Here is a 20,713-nt window from a genome sequence, read left to right on the forward strand (position 1 = left end):
TCTGTGTTGGGATCGTCCCTGTGAATGTAACGCCCGGTATGATCGCACTGCCAGATCTCGACGAGCGCGCCGGCGCGGGGCTGGCCGGATGGTCCCCATACGACGCCGGTCACATGGGTGACCTCGCCCTGGGCTTGAGCATCCACCCCCGTCACACGAACCAGATCGGCGTCCTGGTCCGTGGGCTTGTCTTCATAGGGATAGAAGGGACCTTCCGCCTGCGAGGCCGTGACGGGACGCCGCGTCTCCTGCGCCCTCAATATGGCTGGAGCTGCGAACCCTATGAGGCCCACGCCCAGCCCGCCGATCAGCCCACGCCTGTGCAACCGTTTCATCGTTTGCCCTCCCCGGCAAACACCGTTCACCCAGAATAGTCTGCCCGGAAAGCAAGAGTCGAGCGGCGGCGTCCTTGCTCCGGCCCGCAAGACAAAACGCCCGCCGGAGCGATCCGGCGGGCGCTTCTGTATTCACGTCAGCTCAGCGGATCAGCCTTGCGCCGCATACCCCTTGCCGCCGTTGGACGGCTTCCGGCGGCGCGGGCGGCGCTTGATCTCGCCGTCGGGCTTGGCCGAGGCCGTGGCCGGGGCGCTGGGGTGGCGCGGGTCGTTATTGGTCGGGCGCGGCCGCTCGCGGGCCATCGGATCGAACGACCGCTCGGGCGTCGGGCGGGCGTCGCGGCCCGGGCCGGGCTTGCGGACGCGGTGCGGTTGCCCGCCGCCTTCCAGCTTGACGCCGTCGCGACGCGGATTGCGGGGGCCGCGCTGCTGCTGGCGGTCGCCGCGGCCGTCGTCGGGCATCGAGGCCTTGGAGCCGACGCCGGCGGCCATGATCGACTGGTCGAGCAGGGCCAGCGACTTGTCGTTGCGGCGGTCGGTGGCCGGGATCTTCTGGCGCGTGACCTTTTCGATGTCGCGCAGCAGTTTCATCTCGTCGCCGGCCACGAAGCTGATGGCCGTGCCGTCGGCGCCGGCGCGGGCCGTCCGCCCGATGCGGTGGACATAGGCCTCCGGCACGAACGGCAGCTCGAAATTCAGCACGTGCGAGACGCCGTCGACGTCGATGCCGCGGGCGGCGATGTCGGTGGCGACCAGGACGCGTAGCTTGCCGGCCTTGAAGGCGGCCAGGGTGCGTTCACGCTGGGGCTGGCTCTTGTTGCCGTGGATGGCGCCGGCTTCGACGCCGCCGGCTTCCAGATAGGCCGCGACCTTGTCGGCGCCGTGCTTGGTCTTGGTGAAGACCAGGCAGCGGGTATAGCCCGGATCGGCGAACATCTCGGTCAGCAGGGCGCGCTTGCGGCCCTGTTCGATATGGATGATCGACTGGCTGATGCGCTGGACCGTCGTGGCCTGGGGCGTCACCGAGACCTTGACCGGGTCCTTCAGCAGCTCGCCCGCCAGCTTGCCGATCTCGGTCGGCATGGTGGCCGAGAAGAACAGGTTCTGGCGCTTGGCCGGGATGCGGCTGACGATCTGGCGGATCGGCTTGACGAAGCCGAGGTCGAGCATCTGGTCAGCCTCGTCGAGGACGAAGATTTCCGTCTGGCTGAGGTCCAGAGTCTTTTGCTGCATGTGGTCGAGCAGGCGGCCGGGGGTGGCGACCAGGACGTCGAGGCCCTGTTGCAGGGCGCGCTCCTGCGGCCCGTATTTCACGCCGCCGAAGATGACAGCGACGCGGAAGCCCAGGTGCTTGCCGTAGCTCTTGAAGCTTTCGGCGATCTGGCTGGCCAGTTCGCGGGTCGGCGACAGGATGAGGACGCGCGTGGTGCGCGGCTTGGGCGCGACACGGTTGGCAGCCAGGCGATGCAGGATCGGCAGGGCGAAGGCCGCGGTCTTGCCGGTGCCGGTCTGGGCGATGCCCAGCAGGTCCTTGCCGAGCATGACCGAGGGAATGGCCTGGGCCTGGATCGGGGTGGGGATGGTGTAGCCCTCGGTGGTGAGGGCCTGCAGCAGGGCCTTGTTCAGGCCGAAGGATTCAAAGGTAATGTTGCTCATGGAGCTTATGTTCTTTCGCGTATGCGGCGACGCGCATCAGCCATGGCTCAACGCCGATAAGGCCGCGCACCGCCAGTCCCGACGGAGCACCAGAGTGGCGCTCGCGGGGTGGATCGGGCGCCGCCCCGCGTGTCCGGGCAGCGAATGAATCTTGAGGGTCCGGCGGCTGCTACAGTCAGGTCTTCGCTTGGGAGGAAGACCCACACGCGCTGGAGACGCCGGGGATCGCAATTGTGCGACGCAGCGCAAATGGGCGCTGAGTGCGGCGAAGTCAAGGCGGAGGCCGCTATGGCGTCCTCCTCCCCTGCGGGAGAAGGTGGCTGAGCGAAGCGAGGTCGGATGAGGGCGCTCGCTGACAGCGAAGGTCAGGGGAGAGGGATCACGTGATGCCGAACGCCGCTTCGGTTCGCGAAATCCAGCCCTGGACGTTCGGGTAGATCCCCAGATCGAACCCGCCTTCGTCCGCGACGCGCGTGTAGGCGACCAGGGCGAGGTCGGCGAGCGTGGCCCCCTCCCCGCCGGCCAGCCACTCCGGGCCTGCCAGAGCTGTCTCCATCCGCGACAGGGCGATGTTGCCCCGTTCGATCAGGCGCGGCTCCACATCGTCGGCGGTCTTGCCCGCATAGACGCGCTGGAACCGGGCCACGGCGACATAGGGCTCGTGGCTGTATTGCTCCCAGAACAGCCACTCCAGCATCTTCGCCCGCTCCCAGGCGCCATCCGGGATCCACGCCGTCCCCTCGGCCAGATGCAGGAGGATGGCGTTCGACTGGGCCAGGGTCCGGCCGTCCTCCCGCACCAGGATCGGGACCTGGCCGAACGGATTCAGCTGGAGAAATTCCGGCGTCCGGCTTCCGCCCGACATGATATCAACCTCGACCCATTGATAATCACGACCGAGCAGGTCGAGCATCCACTTGACCTTCAAGCAGTTGCCCGAGCGAATATCTCCATGAACAGTAAGCATCGTACCCCAGCAAAGGATTTCTGATCCGGCTATACTGCTAACGCGATTTCAGGCGTTGCCCAACCCCGGTTCCGCTTATCTCAGGCAACGGTTGACTGATCCATCCACACATGGGGACGAACGGTCGCAGCGGGACCATTGGACACATTCTCGCCACAGGTCGCAACGACACAGCCCCCGCCGGTACAGCTATCGGGACCGGCGTCACCATGAGTACGATCTGTGTTCGACACCCTCGCGGCGTTCGCCATGCTTTGGGCTGCAGCCTTCTCGGCTGGAGATCCGGTACCCTACGAGACGGTCGTCGCGGCCGATCCCGTGGTAGCGGTAAGCCCTGAAGTCGCGGACGGTTCCAGCGAGGATGCAACCGATCTGACCCCCGAACAGGCCGCCCTGATGGCCGAAGAACCCGACTGGAACGCGCGCGCCAGCCTCTATCATGCAGGCGGCGGCGGAGCGACGGGCAACGATTCCCTGGGCTGCCGTCCGATCCCGATGCGCACCCTGGCCACCGACCCGCGCGTCATCCCCCGCCGTACCAGGCTGTTCATCCGCGAGACGGTCGGGATGCGCCTGGCCGACGGCACGATCCACGACGGCTACTGGTATGCCTCGGACACCGGCGGCGCGATCCGCGGCCAGCGCGTCGACCTCTATACGGGCCACGGCCGCGGCTCGATGCAGCCGGTCATGCGCTTCAACCAGCAACGACTGACCATCACCGCCGCCGGCCGCTTCGACGGCTGCCCCCCGGCCTGGAACACCGCCTCTCGCTAGAGCCGGTTCTCCGGAGCACCGTTATGGTCTAGCTTGCGACTCCCGATCTGGAGGGGGTCCGCATGCGCATCCGCCTTGTTTCCATCGTCCTCGCCGCCCTGACATTGGCGGCCCCCGTCCTGGCTTCGGCCCAGGATGCGTCCGTTCCGATGCGGGATCGCACCGAGCGTATTGGCCTGTCGGGCCGGCGCGGCCCCAGCCTGTTCCGCCCCGGCTTCGCCATCGGTGAATACACGGGCTGGGCCAGCCTGCGGGATTCCGAGGTGAACCTGCCGTGGCAGTCGCGCGACTTCGCCACGGCGGAGCTGTCGATCATGACCCCGGCCGGTGAGGTAACGGGGAACTGCGGCGGCGGCCAGGGCCATCGCAACATCCTCGGTATCACCTTCGACCGCGAAACCCTCAGCTATGACTGCGAGTACGGCGGCGCCGCCCCGGCCGACGCAGGCATGGGGCTTGCGCTGGCGCGCGGTTCGATCCTGCGCCGGATCCAGCAGCCCCTGCGCGCGGGAAGCCTGACCTGGAACGGCGTCGAATACCGCACCGAGACGCGCCGCATCGGCGGCCTGCCGTTCGGCGGCGGCAGCGTCATGGGCTATGTCATCAGCCGCGACGGGGTCGAGGTAGGCGGCGTCGACCTGAACGGCATGCGGCCGACCTTCTACCTGCCGCCGGCCGGATCGCCCGACCGCGACGCCGTGGCCGTCTTCGCCATCAGTCTGTGGGCCTTCCGCGACCCGGCCAACCGCTGATCAGAACCGGCGCCTGCCGCTGACGGTCTCGAAGAACATCAGCCAGTCGCCCATCAGGCTCCACAGCGGGTATCTGAATGTTGCTGGACGGTTCTTCTCGAAGAAGAAATGCCCGACCCAGGCGAAGCCGTAGCCGATCACCGGCATGGCCGCGAACCACCAGGCATTGACGAACAGACCCAGCAACGCCGCCACGATCACCAGCCCCGATCCGACGATATGGATGCGGCGGCAGATCTGGTTGGAATGCTCGTGGATATAGTACGGATAGAAGGCTTCGAACGAGGCGAAGCGTTCGCCGTCAGCGGGCCGGGTGCTCATGGCCGCAGCTTGCACCCGACGAACGCGGGCTGACAAGTCAGGCGATCACGCCCGAGTACAGCAGGCCGAGACCGATGACCCCCACCACGATCCGCCACCAGGCGAACGGGGTGAAGCCGTGCTTCGCCACGAAATCCAGCATGGTCCGGACCACGAACAGGCCGCTGATGAAGGACACCACGAAGCCGATGGCGATCAGGGTGACCGTGTCCCCGACGAGGAAGTCCCGGCTCTCCCAGAAGTCCAGGGCGAAGGCCCCGACCATGGTCGGGATGGCGAGAAAGAAGGAGAACTCCGCCGCCGCCCGCTTGTCGACGCCCAGCAAAAGGCCGCCGACGATGGTGGCGCCCGAGCGCGACACGCCCGGAATGATCGACAGGCACTGGAACAGACCGACGCCCAGCGCCGTCTTCAGCGAGAAGCCCATGGCGTCATGCTCCCGAGGCTGCGGCGCCCAGCGCTCCAGTGCGATCAGGGCGAAACCGCCGACGATCAGGCTGACGCAGACGATGGTCGGATTGAACAGCACGGCCTTGATGAAGTCGTGGGCCAGCAGCCCCACCAGGGCCGAGGGGAAGAAGGCCAGCAGGACGGAGTAGGCGAACCGGCGCGCGGCCGGATCCTTGCCGGGCAGGCCGATCAGCACCTTCCACAGGCGGGCGAAATAGAGGGCGACCACGGCCAGGATCGCGCCCAGCTGGATCATGACGATGAAGGTGTCCCACGGCTCGTTGGGCAGGCCCAGCAGACTCTTGGTCAGCAGCAGATGGCCCGTGGACGAGACCGGAATGAACTCGGTCAATCCCTCGACCAGCCCCAGGATGATCGCCGCGATCCAGTCCGCCATGAAGTTCCCCAGCTCTACGCGCCCGGGTCACTCGCCCTGCGGTGCCCAGCCTGATCCACGATCAGGCGGCAATTTGAAAGTGCGTCCGTGATCGGCTTCAGCCGATCAAGGGCGTGGACCCACATAGCGCAGCCGCGCCCGGATAGGCGAGCCGTCGATGATCTGATCCAGGGCATGGGCCATCAATCCGGTCAGCCGCCCGATCAGCAGCACGTCCGAGGCGCCGTCGCGGGGCAGGTCCAGGCGCCGCGCCATGATCGCCAGAGCCGCCGCGAACCCGGTCCTCTGGCCGCTCGCCGCCTCCGCCTCCCGGATCACCGCCGTCAGGTCAGTCGGCAGGTCGACGAGCGCAAGCAAGGCTTCGGCGCGCGGGTCGCCGTGCGGGAAGGTTTCGCTGCCGAAGCCGGGGATGCCCCCCTCGGCCGCCATGCGTCGCCGGGCTGCGCCCTCCGGATCGCGCCGGGCCTCGGCGACATAGGCGATGGCGCGCGTCAGGGTCCTGCCCCCCGGCGACCCCGCCACTGTCGCCAGACCCGCGAAGGCCGCCCCGGCCGGAGACGCTCCACCCGACGCCGCGGCCCGCGTCGCCAGTACCGCCGGATCCAGATCGAGATCCGCCGCCAGGACGAGGGCGCGTCTCAGATGCACGCTGTCGCGCTCCAGCATCTTCCAGCCGCGCGCCAGTCTCTGATGGAAGAACAGCCGGGGTCCGGGACCGGAGACGGCGTCAACGACCTCGTTCATCGCCACGGCCGCGTCGACCTTCAGCGCGTCAGGCGAACGATCGATCGAGGACGGCTCTTCCTCCGCACGCCGGGCGAGGGCCGCAAACAGACGGGCGCGGTGCGAGGCTCCGCCTGCGCTGTCGACGCGCACGCCCAGGCCCGCGAAGGGATTCGTCTCTTCGGCGCCCCACAACAGGCGGGCGGTTTCTTCCAGCGTCGCGTTCTGGGCCCACTGGGCGACGTCGCGGCCGCGATAATAGAGCCGCCCGTCCGAGATCAGGCTGACCTTCGACTGGATCAGGGCCTCGCCCTTCACCGCCGGCGGCTCGAACGGCACGACGATACCCGAGGCGTCGCCCGAACTGGCGCCCTTCAGCCGGGCGACGTCGGCGGCGGCATAGAGGCTGCGGCGGGGATCACTGGGGTCCGGGCGGGCGGTGATCCTCCCCCGGCTGACATAGGCGTAGAGGGTCTGGGTCTTGACCCCCAGCAGCGACAGGACCTCGGCGCGGGGGATCCATCGATCCGCCGTCTCCCCGTCCCGCTCGCTAACGCCTGGCGTCATCGCTGCAAGTCCCGACCCGTCAAGGTTAATCCGCCCGCACCATGAGGCGCTTTGATGACCGCAAGCCTAACGACGGTTACTGATGCGTCCTCCATTGGCAACTGACAGGCGATCAGCGAAAAGGGCGTCGATGACCTCCCCCGTCACAACGCCGCCTGAACCGTCCGCCCCCGAGGCTTCCAGGCCCGGTCCATGGGGCTCAGCCCCCACCCTGTCGACGCGTCAGATCACCGGTCTGTCGGTCACCGTCGCGGTCCTGCTGATCGCGATGAAGGCCTTCGCCCTCGGCGCCTCCGGATCGGTGTCCATCCTGGCCTCGCTGGCCGATTCCTCGCTCGACCTGATCGCCTCCCTGGCCACCTTCTTCGCCGTACGCTGGGCCGCCGCCCCCGCCGACGCCGACCACCGCTTCGGCCACGGCAAGGGCGAGGCCATGGCCTCCCTGGTCCAGGCCGGTCTGGTGTTCGCCTCGGCCGTTTTCATCGGCTGGGAGGCGCTGCACCGCATGTTCGACCCCCGTCCGGTCGGCGGCGGCTCCTGGGCCGTCGGCGTCGTGGTCGTCTCCATCCTCCTGACCGGCCTGCTGGTCTGGCTCCAGACCCGGTCGCTGAAGGCCTCGGGCTCCATGGCCGTCTCGGCCGACCGCGCCCATTATGCCGCCGATCTGGCGTCGAGCGTCGTCGTCCTGATCGGCGTCGCGTCCGGCGCCTGGCTGGCCGCACCCGGCCTCGACGCCGCCGCCGGTCTTGTGGTCGCCGTCTGGCTGTTCTGGGGCGCATTCGGTGTGCTCAAGGGGGCCGGCGACCAGCTTCTCGACAGGGAGGCGTCGGACGCCGACCGCGTCGCCCTGACCAGCGCGGTCCTTTCGGATCCCCGGATCGGCGGCGTGCACCAGTTGCGCACCCGGATGTCGGGCGACCGGCTGATGGTCCAGATGCACATCGACCTTGACCGCACCCTGTCGTTCGAGGCCGCGCACGACATCGTCGTCGCCGCCGAGGACCGGGTGACGGCCGCCTTCCCCGGCGCCGACATCCTGATCCACGCCGACCCGCGCGGGCCTGCGTCGCCCTCGGTCCCCGCCACACCTTAGCCTTTAGCGTAAACGGCGCTTTAACGGCCGCCGGTGCAGGACACACCGATGTCGGCGAACGTCCTGTTCCATTTCCCCTTCGATCCAGGCAGCCGGACCGCGCGTCTGGCCCTGGGCGAAGCGCGCATCGAATGGACCGAGGTGCTGGTCCGCCCGTGGGAGGCCGACTGCCCTGTCGGCGATCTCAACCCGTCGGGCATGCCGCCCGTGCTTCAGGTCGAGGGCCTGACCCTCTGCGAGGCGGGCGCCATCCTCGGCTGGATCGAGGACTCCCAGAAGACGCCGCTCCTGATGCCCGCCGACGCCGGCGAACGCGCCGAGGCGCGTCGCCTGACCGCCTGGTTCGACCGGCGTTTCACCGACGAGGTCAACGCCGTCCTGCTGCACGAGCGGATGGAGAAACCCCTCCTGCGCCTCGGCCCGCCCGAGGCCCGCATGCTGCGCGAGGGCCGCGAGGCGCTGAAGCACCATCTCGCCGTCTTCGATGCCCTGCTGGCCCGCCGCGACTGGCTGGCCGGCCGACGCCTGTCCCAGGCCGACATCGTCGCCGCCGCCCATCTGTCGACCCTGGACTATTTCGGCGAGGTCGCCTGGGCCAACTGGCCGGGGCTGAAGACCTGGTACATGAAGATCAAGTCCCGCCCCTGCTTCCGCCCCCTGCTGGCCGACCGTTTCCAGGGCCTGGCGCCGGCGGCCCACTACGCGGATCTGGATTTCTAGTTTTCGTCATTCCGGGCGGAGAGGCAAAGCCTCGCAGACCCGGAACAAGGCGGCGCGCGAAAGCGCGAACCTGTCGCGCATGCGCTCGCCCAACCCTTTCGCCGTCGCTTCGCTACGGCGCCGCCTCGTTCCGGGTCTTCGCTACGCTTCGCCCGGAATGACGAAAGAGAGTAGAAGCGCGCGGTGACCGACCTCCGCGACACCCTCCGCCTGAAAGCCGCCGAACTCGGATTCGATGTCTGCCGCTTCGCCTCGGCGTCCGAGCCCTGGTCCGCCGGCGAACGCCTTCAGCATTTCGTCGAGGCAGGGCGTCACGGCGAGATGGGCTGGATGGAGACCACCCTCGAACGCCGCGTCCACCCCACCGCCATGTGGGACGGCGCCCGGACCGCCATCGTGCTGGGCATGAACTACGGCCCCGGGCACGATCCCCTGCCGGAGATGGCCGATCGCAGCGCCGGCTACATCTCCGTCTACGCCCGCGGCGATGACTATCACGAGGTCATCAAGGGCCGGCTGAAGACCCTGGCCGGCCAGCTGGCCTCGCGCCTCGACGCAGAGGTCAAGGTCTTCGTCGACACCGCCCCCCTGATGGAAAAGCCGCTGGCCCAGCGCGCCGGCCTCGGCTGGCAGGGGAAACACACAAACCTCCTCAGCCGCGACCACGGCAACTGGCTGTTCCTCGGCGTCATCCTTTGTGCCGCCGAGATCGAGCCTGACCCGGCCGAGACCGAACACTGCGGCTCATGCACGGCCTGCCTCGACGCCTGTCCGACGAATGCCTTCCCCGCGCCGTTCCAGATCGATGCGCGCCGCTGCCTGTCCTACCTGACCATCGAACACGCCGGACCCTGGCCGGTCGAGTTCCGCGCCTTGACCGGCTCGCGCATCTACGGCTGCGACGACTGTCTGGCGATCTGTCCGTGGAACAAGTTCGCACAGGCGTCGCGCGAGACCCGGCTGGCTGCGCGCAAGGTCTCCGTCAGCCCTCGCCTCGCCGACCTCGCCGCGCTCGACGATCCGACCTTCCGCATCCTGTTCTCGAAGAGCCCCATCAAGCGCATCGGCCGCGACCGTTTCGTGCGGAACGTCCTCTATGCGATCGGCAACAGTGGCGATGCGGGGCTGGTCGAGAGCGCGGAACGACTGCTGGACGACGCCGCACCGCTGGTGAGAGGCGCGGCCGTGTGGGCGCTGTCGCGGTTGGTGGAGGCGGAGGCGTTCGCCGCCGCACGCGGCGTCCGGGTGCCCGACGAAGAAGATGAGAGCGTCCGCACCGAGTGGTTCGTCTCCTCCCCGTCGCCACTTGGCGATGGGGAGGGGGACCGCCAGCGCGACTCAGCGCTGGTGGTGGAGGGGGCGACACCGACGAAGATGTGAGGGACTCATCGGCGAAATCGTGTCGCCCCCTCCGTCACGGCGCTGAAGAAGCGCCGCGCCACCTCCCCATCGCTGCGCGACAGGGAGGAGAACAAATCTACCCCGTCGCCAGCCCCACGCCGCGTCCGCCGCCCGGCACGGGCGCCACGTCCAGCAGCTTGATCCGGAACACCAGCACCGAGTTCGGTGGGATATCCGCGCCCTGGCCGCGCTCGCCATAACCCAGCGCCGGCGGCACATAGAGCATCCACTCGTCGCCGACCTTCATCCGCTGCAGGGCCTCGGTCCAGCCGGGCACGACCTGTTCGGCCGTGGTCACATAGGGCTGGCCGCGCGAGAACGAGCTGTCGAACACCGACCCGTCGGTCAGGGCGCCTTCATAGTCGACGCGCACCAGGTCATTCCGGTCCGGCGTCGCCGCGCCCGACGGCCCCGACTGAACCACCCTGTACTGCAAGCCCGAGGGCAGGGTCTGGATCCCGTCCGCCTTGGCGTTGGATTCCATGAAGAAGGCCGCCGCCCGGGCATTGGCTTCGAGGTCGGCGCCGCCCGCCGCGTCGCGGTTGCAGCCGGCCAGAGCGAGAACGCCGATAACGGCGACGCTAACCCATCCGAAGCGCATAACCCTTGTCCTTCAAAGCCTGTCCGATCGCGTCGGAATGGGCGCTATCGCGCGTTTCGACCATGATGTCGAACTCCGCCCCCTTGGCCGGGACATCGAGCGCCAGCCGGTTGTGGACCACGTCGATGATGTTGCCGCCGAGGCCGCCGATCACCGCCGCCATGGCCGACAACATGCCCGGCCGGTCGTCGCCGAGGATCCGATAGACGATCAATCTCCGTTCACGGACCATCTCGCGGTTCAGCACCACGGCCAGCATCCGCGCATCGATGTTTCCGCCGCACAGGACCAGCCCGACCTTCATTCCCTTGAACGTGTCGGGGTAGCGCAGAAGGGCCGCAAGACCGCCGGCGCCGGCGCCCTCGGCCACCGTCTTCTCCAGCGTGGCGAACAGGGCCACGGCCTTTTCGAAATCCTCCTCGTCGACGACCAGGACGTCCTCGACCAGCGGATCCGCGAGCGCGAACGGAATGTCGCCGACCGCCTTGATCGCGATGCCCTCGGCGATCGTCGCCCCGCCGCATTTCGGCGTCTCGCCCTTCCTCCGTGCGCTGAACGAGGGATACATCGCCGCCTCGACGCCGAAGATGCGGATGTCCGGCTTCATCGCCCTGGCTGCGATCGAACAGCCGGCGATCAACCCGCCGCCACCGATGGGGATGATCAGGGCGTCGAGGTCCGGCGCGTCCTCCAGGAACTCGATGGCGCAGACCCCCTGGCCGGTGACGATCCCCTCGTCGTCGAAGGCGGAGATGAAGACGAACCCCTCCTCGTCCCTCAGGCGATGCGCCTCCTCGGTCGAGCCGGTGAAATCCGCGCCCTTGATCACGACATCAGCGCCGTGGCTGCGGGTGCCGTCGACCTTGGTGAACGGCGTCCCCTCCGGCATCACGATGGTCACGGGAATGCCCAGCCGTCCGCCGTGGTAGGCCAGGGCCTGGGCGTGGTTGCCGGCCGAGGCGGCCACCACCCCTCGTTTCCGCTCTTCCGGCGTCAGCGACAACAACCGGTTCAGCGCCCCGCGCTCCTTGAAGCTGCCGGTGAAGTGGAGGTTGTCGTACTTGATCCAGACCTCGGCCCCGGTCAGTTGCGACAGCCGGCGGGAATGGCGGACGGGGGTGCGATCCACCTGACCGGCGATGCGGCCCTGGGCCGCCTGGATGTCTGCGAATACGACTGTCATGGGGTCCCTGTAGACACCGGTTCGGCGACAGGTCCGAACCGGCCGGCCGCTCTGTTATCCGGGTCTTGTGGCGCCCGCCGTCAGGTCCCGCAACCTTGACCTTACCCCCGCGTTAGGCGTCATGTGCCCTCGCCCTCCACGGCGATCCCGCGTGCCTGTCCGAGAGAACTCCGATGTCGATCCGCCCCGTTTCCGTCCTCGTCGCCACCGCCGCGCTTGCTGCGACGCTGGTCGCCTGCGCCCCCGCTCCCGGCCCGTCAGGCTACACGCCCGCGCCCCCCGCCGCCTTCAGCGCCGCCGACTTCGGCTGGTCGGTTCGCACCGGCACAGCGGGCATCGAAGGCCGCGTCGCCTATGGTCGCGACGGCCAGAGCTTCGCCTGCACCGGCTCGGTGGCCCTGACGCCCGACACCCCCTACACCCGCGCGCGGTTCCAGACCCTGTACGGCTCGACCGACCAGGCCGCGATTCCGGAGGCCGTGGTCCGCGCCCGCACCGTGGCCGATCCCAACGCCGACTACCGGTCCTACGTCCGTTCGACGACCTGTCAGGGCGGCCGCTTCCGTTTTGACGGCCTGCCCGACGGCGGCTGGTTCCTGATCACCCCGGTCAGCGCCGGCGGCGACCGCATCGTCCTGATGCGCCACGTCGTCACTCGCGCGGGCACGACGGCCAACGTCACCCTGTAGAAGGCTTACCCCGATCCACCCGGCGGGCCGATCCCGCACAAGCCGAGGCGTTAACCATGAATGCCCCCCACGCCTTCAAAAGCGCAGTCGCCGCCGCCCTGCTGACCGCCACGGTCGCCCTTCCGGCCCCAAGTCCTGCTAACGCCCAAGGCTGGGGCTATCCCGATCAGGCGCGGTCGTATTCGAGCTACGGCCGCTACGGGAACGATTACAACGGCCAGCAGGATCGCCCGGGCGACTACCGCTGCGATGCCTATTGGGACCGGGCGCGCGACGACTGCGACGCCCGCTGGCGCGACCAGCGGCCGGTGCGCTCCTACAGCTCCTATGGCTCCAGCCATCGCTACGGAAGCTATGGCCGGGAACACGACGGCGGCGGTTACGCCTACCAGCCCTACAATCAGGGGACCCGGTACTACGGCGCCTATGGCCGCCCGGACCAGGTCTATCCCCGCTCGGGCTACGGCGGTCAGGTCGGTGCATACTATGGCGGCGGCTATTCGAACGGCCGGGACCCGGGCCGGTTGTCGTACTGCGCCGCCCGCTACCGCTCCTACGACCCGAACAGCGGATACTACCGGGCTTATTCCGGACGGCTGGTCTTCTGCGGATAACCGCGATCAGTCGATCACAGGTTCGCGCCTGAACGTCGTTCGCCATCTTTCAGACGCACCGCCCCCGCTTTCCTCGGTTTCAATCAGTTCGGGGAGCGTATCCATGTCCCAGCATAACATCGTCGGTTCGGAAGCGTTCGACCGGTCGCCCTTCGTCATCATCCGCTCGGTCCGCACCGGCGGCATGCGCCGCCGTCAGACCCGCACGGCCTTCGCCTTCGTGGCCGGCGCCTGCGCAGCCGTCGTCGGCGGCGTCATCGCGGCCGTGGTCGCATTCGGCCCTAGCCTGGCGGGGTAGTCCTCCCCCATCGGGGGAGGGGGACCGCGAAGCGGTGGAGGGGGCCGACCCCGGACACCGAATTTGCGGGCTGCCCCCTACTTCATGGCGCGAAGGCGCGCCGCGCCACCTCCCCCATCGGGGGAGGATTCAGATCAGGCCAGCCACACCATCATCCGCGTATCGATGTCCGCCTTCCGCGCGCGGCTGAAGGCCCGCCGGGTCTCGCCGGTGTAGAGGAACCCCGCCTTTTCCAGCACCCGCCCGGATGCCGGGTTGTCCGCGAAATGCCCGGCCACCAGCGCCCGGCGCTTCCAGCGCTTCGACGCCCACACCAGGGCGCCTTCCAGCGCCTCGGTGGCCAGACCCCGCCCCCAGAACTCGCGTCCGATCCAGTAGCCCGTCTCCGGCACCCGATCCTCGTCCTCGAACAGGCCCAGGACGCCGACGGGTCCCAGGTCCTCGTGCTCGATCAGGAAGGTCATGGCCCTGGCCGGATTCTGGGCCGCGACGGCGATGACGAAGTCCTCCGCGTCGCCCTGTCCGAAGGGATGCGGCATCCGCTTGGTCATCCGGGCGATGTCATGGTCGTTGGCCAGGCGAGCGATCGCGGGGATGTCCTGCGGCGATGGCGCGCGCAGCACAAGACGCCGGGTCTCAACGACCGGAGAGGTTTCGATGACGCACATGTTTCCAGCCTCGGTATGCGGTCCGCCTCCTTGGAGGGCTCGGGCGGACTTCAAGGCGGGGAACGCAAACGGGGAGCCTGGTGATCCAGACTCCCCGCGGAAATATTCCCTTGGTCCGGATCGGCTGCTTCTTGAGAGGAGCAACGCGATCCGAAATCCGGTGTCGCGTTACTCGGCGGCGAGGGCCATCTGGTCGTCATTCGCCGGAATGATCGACACGTAACAACGGCCGTTGGCTTTCTTGGTGAATTTCACGGCGCCGTGCTCGGTGGCGAACAGGGTGTGGTCGCGGCCCAGGCCGACGTTGTCGCCCGGGTGGAAGGTGGTGCCGCGTTGGCGCACGAGGATGTTGCCGGCCAGAACGTTCTCGCCGCCGAACTTCTTCACGCCGAGGCGCTTGGAGTGAGAGTCGCGACCGTTACGCGACGAACCACCGGATTTCTTGTGAGCCATCTGAACTCTCTCTTCGTTGCGCTAGCGGCCGTAGGACCTGCTGGCGCGCGTCTTGTTTAGGCTTCGTCGGTCGAAGCGGCGGTTTCGGTCTTGGCGGCGGCCTTCTTGGCCGGGGCCTTCGCAGGCTTGGCCGAAGCTTCCACCACGCCGGCTTCGACCTTGGCCGAAGACTTGGAGCCCTTGGCGACGACCGTCTCGGTCGAACCCAGGTCCGACGTCGCGTCGCGCTTGGCCAGGCCACGGGCGCGCAGGTTGATCTCGGCCTTGGTCATCAGGTCGATCTTGCCGTCCCACTTGGAGACTTCGCCGGCGCCGTCGATGCCGGTGATGCGCAGTACCGATTCCATCTGGCGGTGGCCGTTGGTGCGGCGGTAGCCCTGACGACGGGTCTTCTTGAAGATCTTGATCTTCTCACCCTTGCGGGTCTCGATCAGGGTCGCGCCGACGAAGGCGCCGGCGATCAGCGGTGCGCCAAGGGTCACGCCCTTGTCGCCGCCCAGCATCAGGACGCTGTCGAACTTCAGCTCCTGGCCGGCATCGCCATCGAGCTTCTCGACGACGATCGTGTCGCCCGGTTGAACCCGGTACTGCTTGCCGCCGGTCTTGATCACCGCGTACATGTTGGAGCCTCAGCGTAACGCAAAAAAGGATGCGCCCGCCGGGTAGACCCCGCGGGCGAAGAGCGGCGACATATACGGAGGGTGGGTCCCGAGTCAACGCGAAAGGCGCCGAAAACGCCCTCGGACGCTCAATTCGGCGGCTGATCTAGCCGCGTTCTCACCCGCCGTGCAAAGACGAAGCCGCGTTACGAGGGACCCAAGCCATGACCCAGACGATCGACCGCCGGGTCACCGCCGCCCGCCGCATCGCCCACCATATAGCCGAGCATCTGAAGGCCGACCTGTCGCTCCAGCTCTGGAACGGCGAGGTCATCCCTCTCGGCCCGGACGCCGGCGACGACATCCGCATCGTCCTGTCCGATCCGTCCGCCGTGCGTCGTCTGGTGCTCAAGCCCGGTCTGATGACCCTGTTCGAGCTCTACGCCACCGGCGATATCCGCATCGAGGGCGGCTCGCCGCTGGAGGCCGCCGACCGTTGGGACCACGGTCGCGCCGTCCACCTGCCGAAGCGCGTGAACAAGGGACTGATCGCGCGCGAACTGATTCCCTTCCTTCTGGCCGGCTCGACCCGCACCGTCGGCGACGCCGCCTACGATCCCACAGGAGAGGCCGGCCAGCGCCAGGACAAGTCCGCCCGCAGGGACAAGGACTTCATCTCCTTCCACTACGACGTGGGCAACGACTTCTACGGCCTCTTCCTGGATCCGGAGATGGTCTATTCCAGCGCGTACTTCGCCGACGCGACCCAGTCGCTGGAGGAGGCCCAGACCCGCAAGCTGGACTTCATCTGCCGCAAGCTGCGTCTGAAGCCGGGCCAGAAACTGCTCGACGTCGGCTGCGGCTGGGGCGGTCTCTCCTGCTGGGCCGCGCAACACTATGGCGTCACCGTCCACGGCGTGACCCTGTCGGAAGAACAGCTCGCCTTCGCCAATGCGAAGATCGCCCGCCTCGGCCTGCAGGACAAAATCACGCTTGAGCTCAAGGACTACCGCGACCTTCAGATGACCGAGCATTTCGACGCCGTCTCCCAGGTCGAGATGTTCGAACATGTCGGCTTCGCCAACCACGACCGCCACTTCCTCGAGATGCGCCGGCTGTTGAAGCCCGGCGGTCTCTATTTCCACCAGGCCTCGACCCGGCGCGGCGGCCGGGACCCGGGCAACATCACCCCCCAGACCAATGCGACCCGCACCATCGGCCGCTTCATCTTCCCGGGCGGAGAGCTGGACACCATCGGCATGACGGTCACCAACCTCGGCCGCCTCGGCTTCGAGGTGCTGGACGTCGAGGACCTGCGCGAACATTTCCAGGCCACCACCGCCGAATGGTCCCGCCGCCTGATGGCCCGTCGTGAGGAGGCCGTCGCCATGGTCGGCGAGGAACGCACCCGCCTGTGGCTCATCTTCTTCGCCATGTGCGCCAAGGGCTTCGAGCGCGGCTCCATCCTCGTCTACCAGACGGTGGCCCAGCGCCGCCGGGCGGGCCCCAGCGGCCTGCCGCTGGATCGGGGCAGTCTTTATCGGTGACAGCGGCTGGACCGTTATAAAGTAACACGCTATAGGGCGATCAATGTCGCCGCCCGATCTCGAACAGCCGGTCCTTTGGTCCCTTCTGGGGGGTGGGTTTGTCGCGGCCTTCCTGCATGCGGCCCTGCCGACCCACTGGCTGCCGTTCGTGCTGGTGGGACGCGCCCAGCGCTGGAGCCTGCCGCGCAGCCTGCTGGCCGTCACCGCCGCCGGTCTGGCCCATATCGCCTCGACCGCCCTCGTCGGCTCGCTGATCGTCGCCGCAGGCCTGGCGCTTGACGGCATCGTCGCCGGCCTCCTGCCTTACCTCTCCGCCGTCCTCCTGTTCGGCTTCGGCGCCTTCTATCTGGTCCGGTCGGCCATCCGTCGCCCCGCCATGGCGGGCGGTCCGGCCCTCGATCTGGCCGAGCCTGCGGTCGGCCATGCGACCGCCTTCTGGGGTCTGGTCGCCGTGATGGCCCTGTCGCCCGGCGAGGTGCTGCTGCCCATCTATATGTCCTCGGCCCAGGAAGGGGTTGGCGCCCTCGCCCTGCTGACCCTCGCCTTCGCCGTCGGCACCATTCTCGGCATGGCCACCTTCACCACCCTCGCCCGCGCCGGCGCCTCGGTGCTGAAGCTCGAGCGCTGGGCCCGCTACGAGGGCGCCATCCTCGGTCTCGCCCTGATCGCGATCGGACTTCTTATCGTGACGCACCAGCACTAGGGTCGGGTTATGGCCCACGACCACGCCCATCACGACCATGATCACAGTGGGCATGACCACCACGGTCACGACCACTCGCATGGTCATTCCCACGGGCATCACGGCCACGCCCACGGTCCCGTCGATACGGGAGACTGGCGCTACCTCGTCGGCCTGATCGTCAACCTCGCCTTCGTCGCCTGCGAGTTCGGGGCCGGCCTCTACAGCGGTTCGACCGCCCTGCTGGCCGACGCAGGTCACAACCTGTCCGATGTCCTGGGCCTCGCCATGGCCGGGGGCGCGGCTGTTCTCGCCCGTCGCGCGGCGGGCAATCAGCTGACCTACGGCTTCGGCAAGGCGACCATCCTCGCGGCCCTGGCCAACGCCATCCTGCTGATCTTCGCCTGCGGCGCCATCGCCTTCGAGGCCGTCCAGCGACTGGCCGACCCCGCCCCGGTCCAGTCCGGCGTCGTCATGATCGTCGCCGGCATCGGCTTCGTCATCAACCTGGGCACCGCCCTGATGTTCATGCGCGACCAGCATTCGGACCTGAACGCGCGCGGCGCCTATCTGCACATGATGGCCGACGCGGGCGTCTCGATCGGCGTCGTCATCTCCGGCGCGATCATCATGGTCAGCGGCTGGTCGATCCTCGATCCGATCGTCTCGATCGTCATCGTCGCCGTCATCCTGTGGGGCACCTGGGGCCTGCTCAAGGATTCCGTCGGCCTCGCCATGGACGCCGCCCCCGGCTCGGTCGATGTCACTGCGGTGCGCGAAGCCCTCGCCGCCCTGCCCGGTGTCACCGCCGTCCACGACCTGCACGTCTGGAACCTGTCGACCACGACCACCGCCCTGACCGCCCACCTCGTCCACGACCGCGGCGACCCCCGCGCCCTGCTGATGGAGGCCCAGGCCCTGGCGAAGACCCGATTCGCCATCGGCCACACGACCCTGCAGCTCGAGACGGACGTGATGCCGGACTGTCCGACCTGCTGATGGCCTTCGCCAACTGGTCCGTGAAGAAATGGTTCTGGTTTGCGGCCACCATCGCCTCGGTGATTGGCGGCTAGGCTTGCGTCTGGGGCTGGGCCTTCGATAGGTCTCTGATGCCCAGGTTCGTTTGGATCGGAGGCGTCGTCGTGATGCTCGCGATCAGCAAATACACTGCGGACCGCTGGCGAGCTCTCTAGCAAGACCAACACCCCTTCTTTCGTCATTCCGGGCGTAGCGCAGCGGAGACCCGGAACAAGGCGGCGCCGCAGCGAAGCGGAGGCGATGGTTCAGCGCGCAGTATCCTCGACAGTTTCGCGCTCTCGCGCGCCGCCTTGTTCCGGGTCTACGGCGCAAGCGCGCCTTCGCCCGGAATGACGAAAGGAAGAGACGGCCTTTCGACACGGCCTCACGCCACCTAGATGACCCCCATGACCGACACCACCGCCTCCACCGCCTCCACCAAGATCCCCGTCACCGTCCTCACCGGCTATCTCGGCGCGGGCAAGACCACCCTGCTCAACCGCATCCTGACCGAGGACCACGGCAAGCGGTACGCCGTCATCGTCAACGAGTTCGGCGAGATCGGCATCGACAACGACCTCGTGGTGGGCGCCGACGAGGACGTGTTCGAGATGAACAACGGCTGCGTCTGCTGCACGGTTCGCGGCGACCTGATCCGGGTCGTGGCCGGCCTGATGAAGCGCCAGAAACCGGGCGCCCCCGCCTTCGACGCCATCATCGTCGAGACCACGGGCCTGGCCGACCCCGGCCCGGTGGCCCAGACCTTCTTCGTCGACGAGGACGTGAAGGCCAAGACCACGCTCGACAGCGTCACCGCTTTGGTCGACGCCAAACACGTTATGGCCCGCCTCGACGACTCGAAAGAGGCCCGCGAACAGGTCGCCTTCGCCGACCGCATCATCCTCAACAAGACCGACCTGGCCACCGAGGCGGAGTTGGTCGCCGTCGAACAGCGGCTGCGCAAGCTGAACCCGCTGGCTCCCATCACCCGCGCCGAACGCGCCAATGTGCCGCTGGACCAGGTGCTGGGCCTTCACGGTTTCGACCTCGAGCGGATTCTCGACATCAATCCGGAGTTCGCCAACCCCGCCCACGGCGAGGCCGGTCACGTCCACGACGAACACTGCGGCCACGACCACCACGATCATGGGCACGACCACGCGCACGATCACGACCACCACCACGGCGCCCATGATTCGGGAGCGAGGGGTCACGACCACGGCGACGACATCAAGGGCATCTCCCTGTCGCTCGACCGCCCGATGAATGGCGTGAAGTTCACCGCCTGGCTCGACAAGCTGCTGGGCGAAAAGGGCCAGGACATCCTGCGGGCCAAGGGCATCATCAACGTCGAGGGCGAGGACAAGCGCCTCGTCTTCCAGGCCGTCCACATGATCCTGGAGGGCGACCTGCAGCGCGAATGGGGCGCCACCGAACGCCGCTGGTCCCGCGCCGTCTTCATCGGCCGCGACCTCGACGAGGCCGCGATCAGGGCCGGGTTCGAAGGCTGCGCGGCATGACCGGATCCATCCTCATAGTCGGCGCTTCGCGCGGCCTTGGTCTCGGCCTCGTCGCAGAACATCTGAAGCGCGGCTTCGACGTCGTCGCCACGGTGCGCAAGCCCGCCGACGAAGCGCCGCTGAAGGCCCTGCCCGGCGCCGAACGCCTGACGGTGCTCCAGGCCGACGTCACCTCCGACGCCGACGTCGCGCGGCTCGCGAAGGCCGTCCCCGGCCCCCTCGACGTCGTCTTCATCAATGCAGGCATCATCGGACCGAAGAGTGTCGTCGCCGCGTCGGCGGACGAGCTCGACAACGCCATGCATACCAATGTCTTCGGCCCCATCCGCCTGGCCCACGCCCTGCTCGACCAGATCCATGAGAAGACCGGCGTCCTCGCCCTGATGTCCAGCCGCATGGGCTCGATCGGAGAGGCCTCAAGCGGGCACAGCGAGGTCTATCGCGCCACCAAGGCCGCCCAGAACAGCCTCGCCCGCTCCCTGTGGCTGACGAAGGCGCAGGCGCGCGGCGTGACCGTCCTCTCGATTCATCCCGGCTGGGTGAAGACCGACATGGGCGGCGCCAACGCCGATATCGACGTCGAGACCAGCGTCACCGGCATGGCCGATCAGCTGACCGCCAACCTCGGCGCCAACGCACACCGCTTCATCGACTACAGCGGACAGGAGATCGCGTGGTAGGGC

23 protein-coding genes and 1 pseudogene are annotated in these 20,713 nt (G+C 68.0%); 13 read left to right on the forward strand and 11 right to left on the reverse strand.

The window, feature by feature from the left end; all coding sequences use genetic code 11:
* The 3 genes and pseudogenes from RMO01_RS06900 to RMO01_RS06910 form a co-directional block, all read right to left on the reverse strand.
* A pseudogene (locus RMO01_RS06900) lies at positions 1-335 on the reverse strand (hypothetical protein); the annotation flags it as partial.
* 150 nt (positions 336-485) lie between these two features.
* Positions 486-1,991, reverse strand: coding sequence for a DEAD/DEAH box helicase (locus RMO01_RS06905; RefSeq protein ID WP_309628306.1), 1,506 nt, complete (start codon positions 1,989-1,991; stop codon positions 486-488).
* Between the two features lie 379 nt (positions 1,992-2,370).
* Positions 2,371-2,958, reverse strand: a complete 588-nt coding sequence (locus RMO01_RS06910; RefSeq protein ID WP_309628307.1) for a glutathione S-transferase family protein — start codon at positions 2,956-2,958, stop codon at positions 2,371-2,373.
* A gap of 222 nt (positions 2,959-3,180) precedes the next feature.
* Here RMO01_RS06910 and RMO01_RS06915 point away from each other — a divergent pair, with 222 nt between their 5' ends.
* Positions 3,181-3,735: a 3D domain-containing protein gene (locus RMO01_RS06915; protein WP_309628308.1), complete on the forward strand. Its 555-nt coding sequence runs from the start codon at positions 3,181-3,183 to the stop codon at positions 3,733-3,735.
* 62 nt (positions 3,736-3,797) lie between these two features.
* The gene (locus RMO01_RS06920) at positions 3,798-4,487 is read left to right on the forward strand and encodes a hypothetical protein (RefSeq protein WP_309628309.1); all 690 of its coding nucleotides are present in this window, start codon (positions 3,798-3,800) and stop codon (positions 4,485-4,487) included.
* On the opposite strand, the gene RMO01_RS06925 is transcribed toward RMO01_RS06920, so the two are convergent.
* The 3 genes from RMO01_RS06925 to RMO01_RS06935 all read right to left on the reverse strand — a co-directional run bounded on the left by RMO01_RS06925 (position 4,488) and on the right by RMO01_RS06935 (position 6,945).
* The gene (locus tag RMO01_RS06925; protein ID WP_309628310.1) at positions 4,488-4,808 is read right to left on the reverse strand and encodes an Mpo1-like protein; all 321 of its coding nucleotides are present in this window, start codon (positions 4,806-4,808) and stop codon (positions 4,488-4,490) included.
* A 37-nt stretch (positions 4,809-4,845) separates the two neighbouring features.
* On the reverse strand, positions 4,846-5,655 hold the full coding sequence (locus RMO01_RS06930) for an undecaprenyl-diphosphate phosphatase (protein WP_309628311.1): 810 nt from the start codon (positions 5,653-5,655) through the stop codon (positions 4,846-4,848).
* 105 nt (positions 5,656-5,760) lie between these two features.
* Positions 5,761-6,945: a citrate/2-methylcitrate synthase gene (locus tag RMO01_RS06935; protein WP_309628312.1), complete on the reverse strand. Its 1,185-nt coding sequence runs from the start codon at positions 6,943-6,945 to the stop codon at positions 5,761-5,763.
* 130 nt (positions 6,946-7,075) lie between these two features.
* Between RMO01_RS06935 and RMO01_RS06940 the strand changes: the two genes are divergently transcribed.
* The 3 genes from RMO01_RS06940 to queG all read left to right on the forward strand — a co-directional run bounded on the left by RMO01_RS06940 (position 7,076) and on the right by queG (position 10,138).
* On the forward strand, positions 7,076-8,038 hold the full coding sequence (locus RMO01_RS06940; protein ID WP_309628313.1) for a cation diffusion facilitator family transporter: 963 nt from the start codon (positions 7,076-7,078) through the stop codon (positions 8,036-8,038).
* Between the two features lie 48 nt (positions 8,039-8,086).
* The gene (locus RMO01_RS06945; protein ID WP_309628314.1) at positions 8,087-8,758 is read left to right on the forward strand and encodes a glutathione S-transferase family protein; all 672 of its coding nucleotides are present in this window, start codon (positions 8,087-8,089) and stop codon (positions 8,756-8,758) included.
* Positions 8,759-8,941: 183 nt separating this feature from the next.
* A complete protein-coding gene (queG, locus tag RMO01_RS06950; RefSeq protein WP_309628315.1) occupies positions 8,942-10,138 on the forward strand; it encodes a tRNA epoxyqueuosine(34) reductase QueG in 1,197 nt (398 codons plus the stop codon).
* A 97-nt stretch (positions 10,139-10,235) separates the two neighbouring features.
* Here queG and RMO01_RS06955 read toward each other — a convergent pair whose 3' ends face one another.
* Both RMO01_RS06955 and RMO01_RS06960 read right to left on the reverse strand, forming a co-directional pair.
* Positions 10,236-10,760, reverse strand: a complete 525-nt coding sequence (locus RMO01_RS06955; protein WP_309628316.1) for an FKBP-type peptidyl-prolyl cis-trans isomerase — start codon at positions 10,758-10,760, stop codon at positions 10,236-10,238.
* Complete coding sequence (locus RMO01_RS06960) at positions 10,741-11,943, reverse strand: threonine ammonia-lyase (RefSeq protein ID WP_309628317.1); 1,203 nt, start codon at positions 11,941-11,943, stop codon at positions 10,741-10,743. Before RMO01_RS06960 ends, RMO01_RS06955 begins: the two co-directional genes overlap by 20 nt.
* Before the next feature lie 173 nt (positions 11,944-12,116).
* On the opposite strand from RMO01_RS06960, the gene RMO01_RS06965 reads away from it, so the two are divergent.
* The 3 genes from RMO01_RS06965 (at position 12,117) to RMO01_RS06975 (ending at position 13,544) form a co-directional block, all read left to right on the forward strand.
* Positions 12,117-12,632: a hypothetical protein gene (locus RMO01_RS06965; RefSeq protein ID WP_309628318.1), complete on the forward strand. Its 516-nt coding sequence runs from the start codon at positions 12,117-12,119 to the stop codon at positions 12,630-12,632.
* Between the two features lie 56 nt (positions 12,633-12,688).
* Entirely contained in the window at positions 12,689-13,246 is a 558-nt protein-coding gene (locus RMO01_RS06970; protein WP_309628319.1) for a BA14K family protein, read from the forward strand.
* A gap of 103 nt (positions 13,247-13,349) precedes the next feature.
* On the forward strand, positions 13,350-13,544 hold the full coding sequence (locus RMO01_RS06975) for a hypothetical protein (RefSeq protein ID WP_309628320.1): 195 nt from the start codon (positions 13,350-13,352) through the stop codon (positions 13,542-13,544).
* A 134-nt stretch (positions 13,545-13,678) separates the two neighbouring features.
* Here the strand turns inward: RMO01_RS06975 and RMO01_RS06980 are convergent, their stop codons facing one another.
* The 3 genes from RMO01_RS06980 to rplU form a co-directional block, all read right to left on the reverse strand.
* Positions 13,679-14,212 carry a GNAT family N-acetyltransferase gene (locus tag RMO01_RS06980; protein ID WP_309628321.1) on the reverse strand — a complete coding sequence of 178 codons (534 nt, stop codon included), beginning with the start codon at positions 14,210-14,212 and terminating at the stop codon, positions 13,679-13,681.
* Positions 14,213-14,380: 168 nt separating this feature from the next.
* Positions 14,381-14,665, reverse strand: coding sequence for a 50S ribosomal protein L27 (rpmA, locus tag RMO01_RS06985; protein WP_298160619.1), 285 nt, complete (start codon positions 14,663-14,665; stop codon positions 14,381-14,383).
* A gap of 56 nt (positions 14,666-14,721) precedes the next feature.
* The gene (rplU, locus tag RMO01_RS06990) at positions 14,722-15,285 is read right to left on the reverse strand and encodes a 50S ribosomal protein L21 (RefSeq protein ID WP_309628322.1); all 564 of its coding nucleotides are present in this window, start codon (positions 15,283-15,285) and stop codon (positions 14,722-14,724) included.
* Between the two features lie 203 nt (positions 15,286-15,488).
* On the opposite strand from rplU, the gene RMO01_RS06995 reads away from it, so the two are divergent.
* From RMO01_RS06995 to RMO01_RS07015, 5 genes are all read left to right on the forward strand, one after another.
* Complete coding sequence (locus RMO01_RS06995) at positions 15,489-16,811, forward strand: cyclopropane-fatty-acyl-phospholipid synthase family protein (RefSeq protein WP_309628323.1); 1,323 nt, start codon at positions 15,489-15,491, stop codon at positions 16,809-16,811.
* 43 nt (positions 16,812-16,854) lie between these two features.
* Complete coding sequence (locus tag RMO01_RS07000) at positions 16,855-17,514, forward strand: hypothetical protein (protein WP_309628324.1); 660 nt, start codon at positions 16,855-16,857, stop codon at positions 17,512-17,514.
* A 9-nt stretch (positions 17,515-17,523) separates the two neighbouring features.
* Positions 17,524-18,492 carry a cation diffusion facilitator family transporter gene (locus RMO01_RS07005; protein WP_309628325.1) on the forward strand — a complete coding sequence of 323 codons (969 nt, stop codon included), beginning with the start codon at positions 17,524-17,526 and terminating at the stop codon, positions 18,490-18,492.
* A 425-nt stretch (positions 18,493-18,917) separates the two neighbouring features.
* Positions 18,918-20,030 (forward strand): GTP-binding protein, encoded by a 1,113-nt coding sequence (locus tag RMO01_RS07010; protein WP_309628326.1) that lies wholly within the window; start codon positions 18,918-18,920, stop codon positions 20,028-20,030.
* Positions 20,027-20,710, forward strand: a complete 684-nt coding sequence (locus tag RMO01_RS07015) for an SDR family NAD(P)-dependent oxidoreductase (protein ID WP_309628327.1) — start codon at positions 20,027-20,029, stop codon at positions 20,708-20,710. Before RMO01_RS07010 ends, RMO01_RS07015 begins: the two co-directional genes overlap by 4 nt.
* Positions 20,711-20,713 lie beyond the last annotated feature (3 nt).

Origin of the sequence: Brevundimonas sp., from assembly GCF_031412435.1 — a bacterium.
Lineage (GTDB): Bacteria > Pseudomonadota > Alphaproteobacteria > Caulobacterales > Caulobacteraceae > Brevundimonas.

Bases quoted from the DNA above. Each gene is read 5' to 3' on its own strand.
- RMO01_RS06965 (WP_309628318.1), top strand. From the start codon at position 12,117: ATGTCGATCCGCCCCGTTTCCGTCCTCGTCGCCACCGCCGCGCTTGCT.
- RMO01_RS07005 (WP_309628325.1), top strand. From the start codon at position 17,524: ATGGCCCACGACCACGCCCATCACGACCATGATCACAGTGGGCATGAC.
- RMO01_RS06930 (WP_309628311.1), bottom strand. From the start codon at position 5,655: ATGGCGGACTGGATCGCGGCGATCATCCTGGGGCTGGTCGAGGGATTG.
- RMO01_RS06910 (WP_309628307.1), bottom strand. From the start codon at position 2,958: ATGCTTACTGTTCATGGAGATATTCGCTCGGGCAACTGCTTGAAGGTC.
- rpmA (WP_298160619.1), bottom strand. From the start codon at position 14,665: ATGGCTCACAAGAAATCCGGTGGTTCGTCGCGTAACGGTCGCGACTCT.
- RMO01_RS06955 (WP_309628316.1), bottom strand. From the start codon at position 10,760: ATGCGCTTCGGATGGGTTAGCGTCGCCGTTATCGGCGTTCTCGCTCTG.
- RMO01_RS07015 (WP_309628327.1), top strand. From the start codon at position 20,027: ATGACCGGATCCATCCTCATAGTCGGCGCTTCGCGCGGCCTTGGTCTC.
- RMO01_RS06925 (WP_309628310.1), bottom strand. From the start codon at position 4,808: ATGAGCACCCGGCCCGCTGACGGCGAACGCTTCGCCTCGTTCGAAGCC.
- RMO01_RS06945 (WP_309628314.1), top strand. From the start codon at position 8,087: ATGTCGGCGAACGTCCTGTTCCATTTCCCCTTCGATCCAGGCAGCCGG.
- RMO01_RS06980 (WP_309628321.1), bottom strand. From the start codon at position 14,212: ATGTGCGTCATCGAAACCTCTCCGGTCGTTGAGACCCGGCGTCTTGTG.
- RMO01_RS06935 (WP_309628312.1), bottom strand. From the start codon at position 6,945: ATGACGCCAGGCGTTAGCGAGCGGGACGGGGAGACGGCGGATCGATGG.
- rplU (WP_309628322.1), bottom strand. From the start codon at position 15,285: ATGTACGCGGTGATCAAGACCGGCGGCAAGCAGTACCGGGTTCAACCG.
- RMO01_RS06960 (WP_309628317.1), bottom strand. From the start codon at position 11,943: ATGACAGTCGTATTCGCAGACATCCAGGCGGCCCAGGGCCGCATCGCC.
- RMO01_RS06920 (WP_309628309.1), top strand. From the start codon at position 3,798: ATGCGCATCCGCCTTGTTTCCATCGTCCTCGCCGCCCTGACATTGGCG.
- RMO01_RS06905 (WP_309628306.1), bottom strand. From the start codon at position 1,991: ATGAGCAACATTACCTTTGAATCCTTCGGCCTGAACAAGGCCCTGCTG.
- RMO01_RS06995 (WP_309628323.1), top strand. From the start codon at position 15,489: ATGACCCAGACGATCGACCGCCGGGTCACCGCCGCCCGCCGCATCGCC.
- RMO01_RS06970 (WP_309628319.1), top strand. From the start codon at position 12,689: ATGAATGCCCCCCACGCCTTCAAAAGCGCAGTCGCCGCCGCCCTGCTG.
- RMO01_RS06975 (WP_309628320.1), top strand. From the start codon at position 13,350: ATGTCCCAGCATAACATCGTCGGTTCGGAAGCGTTCGACCGGTCGCCC.
- RMO01_RS07000 (WP_309628324.1), top strand. From the start codon at position 16,855: ATGTCGCCGCCCGATCTCGAACAGCCGGTCCTTTGGTCCCTTCTGGGG.
- RMO01_RS07010 (WP_309628326.1), top strand. From the start codon at position 18,918: ATGACCGACACCACCGCCTCCACCGCCTCCACCAAGATCCCCGTCACC.
- RMO01_RS06940 (WP_309628313.1), top strand. From the start codon at position 7,076: ATGACCTCCCCCGTCACAACGCCGCCTGAACCGTCCGCCCCCGAGGCT.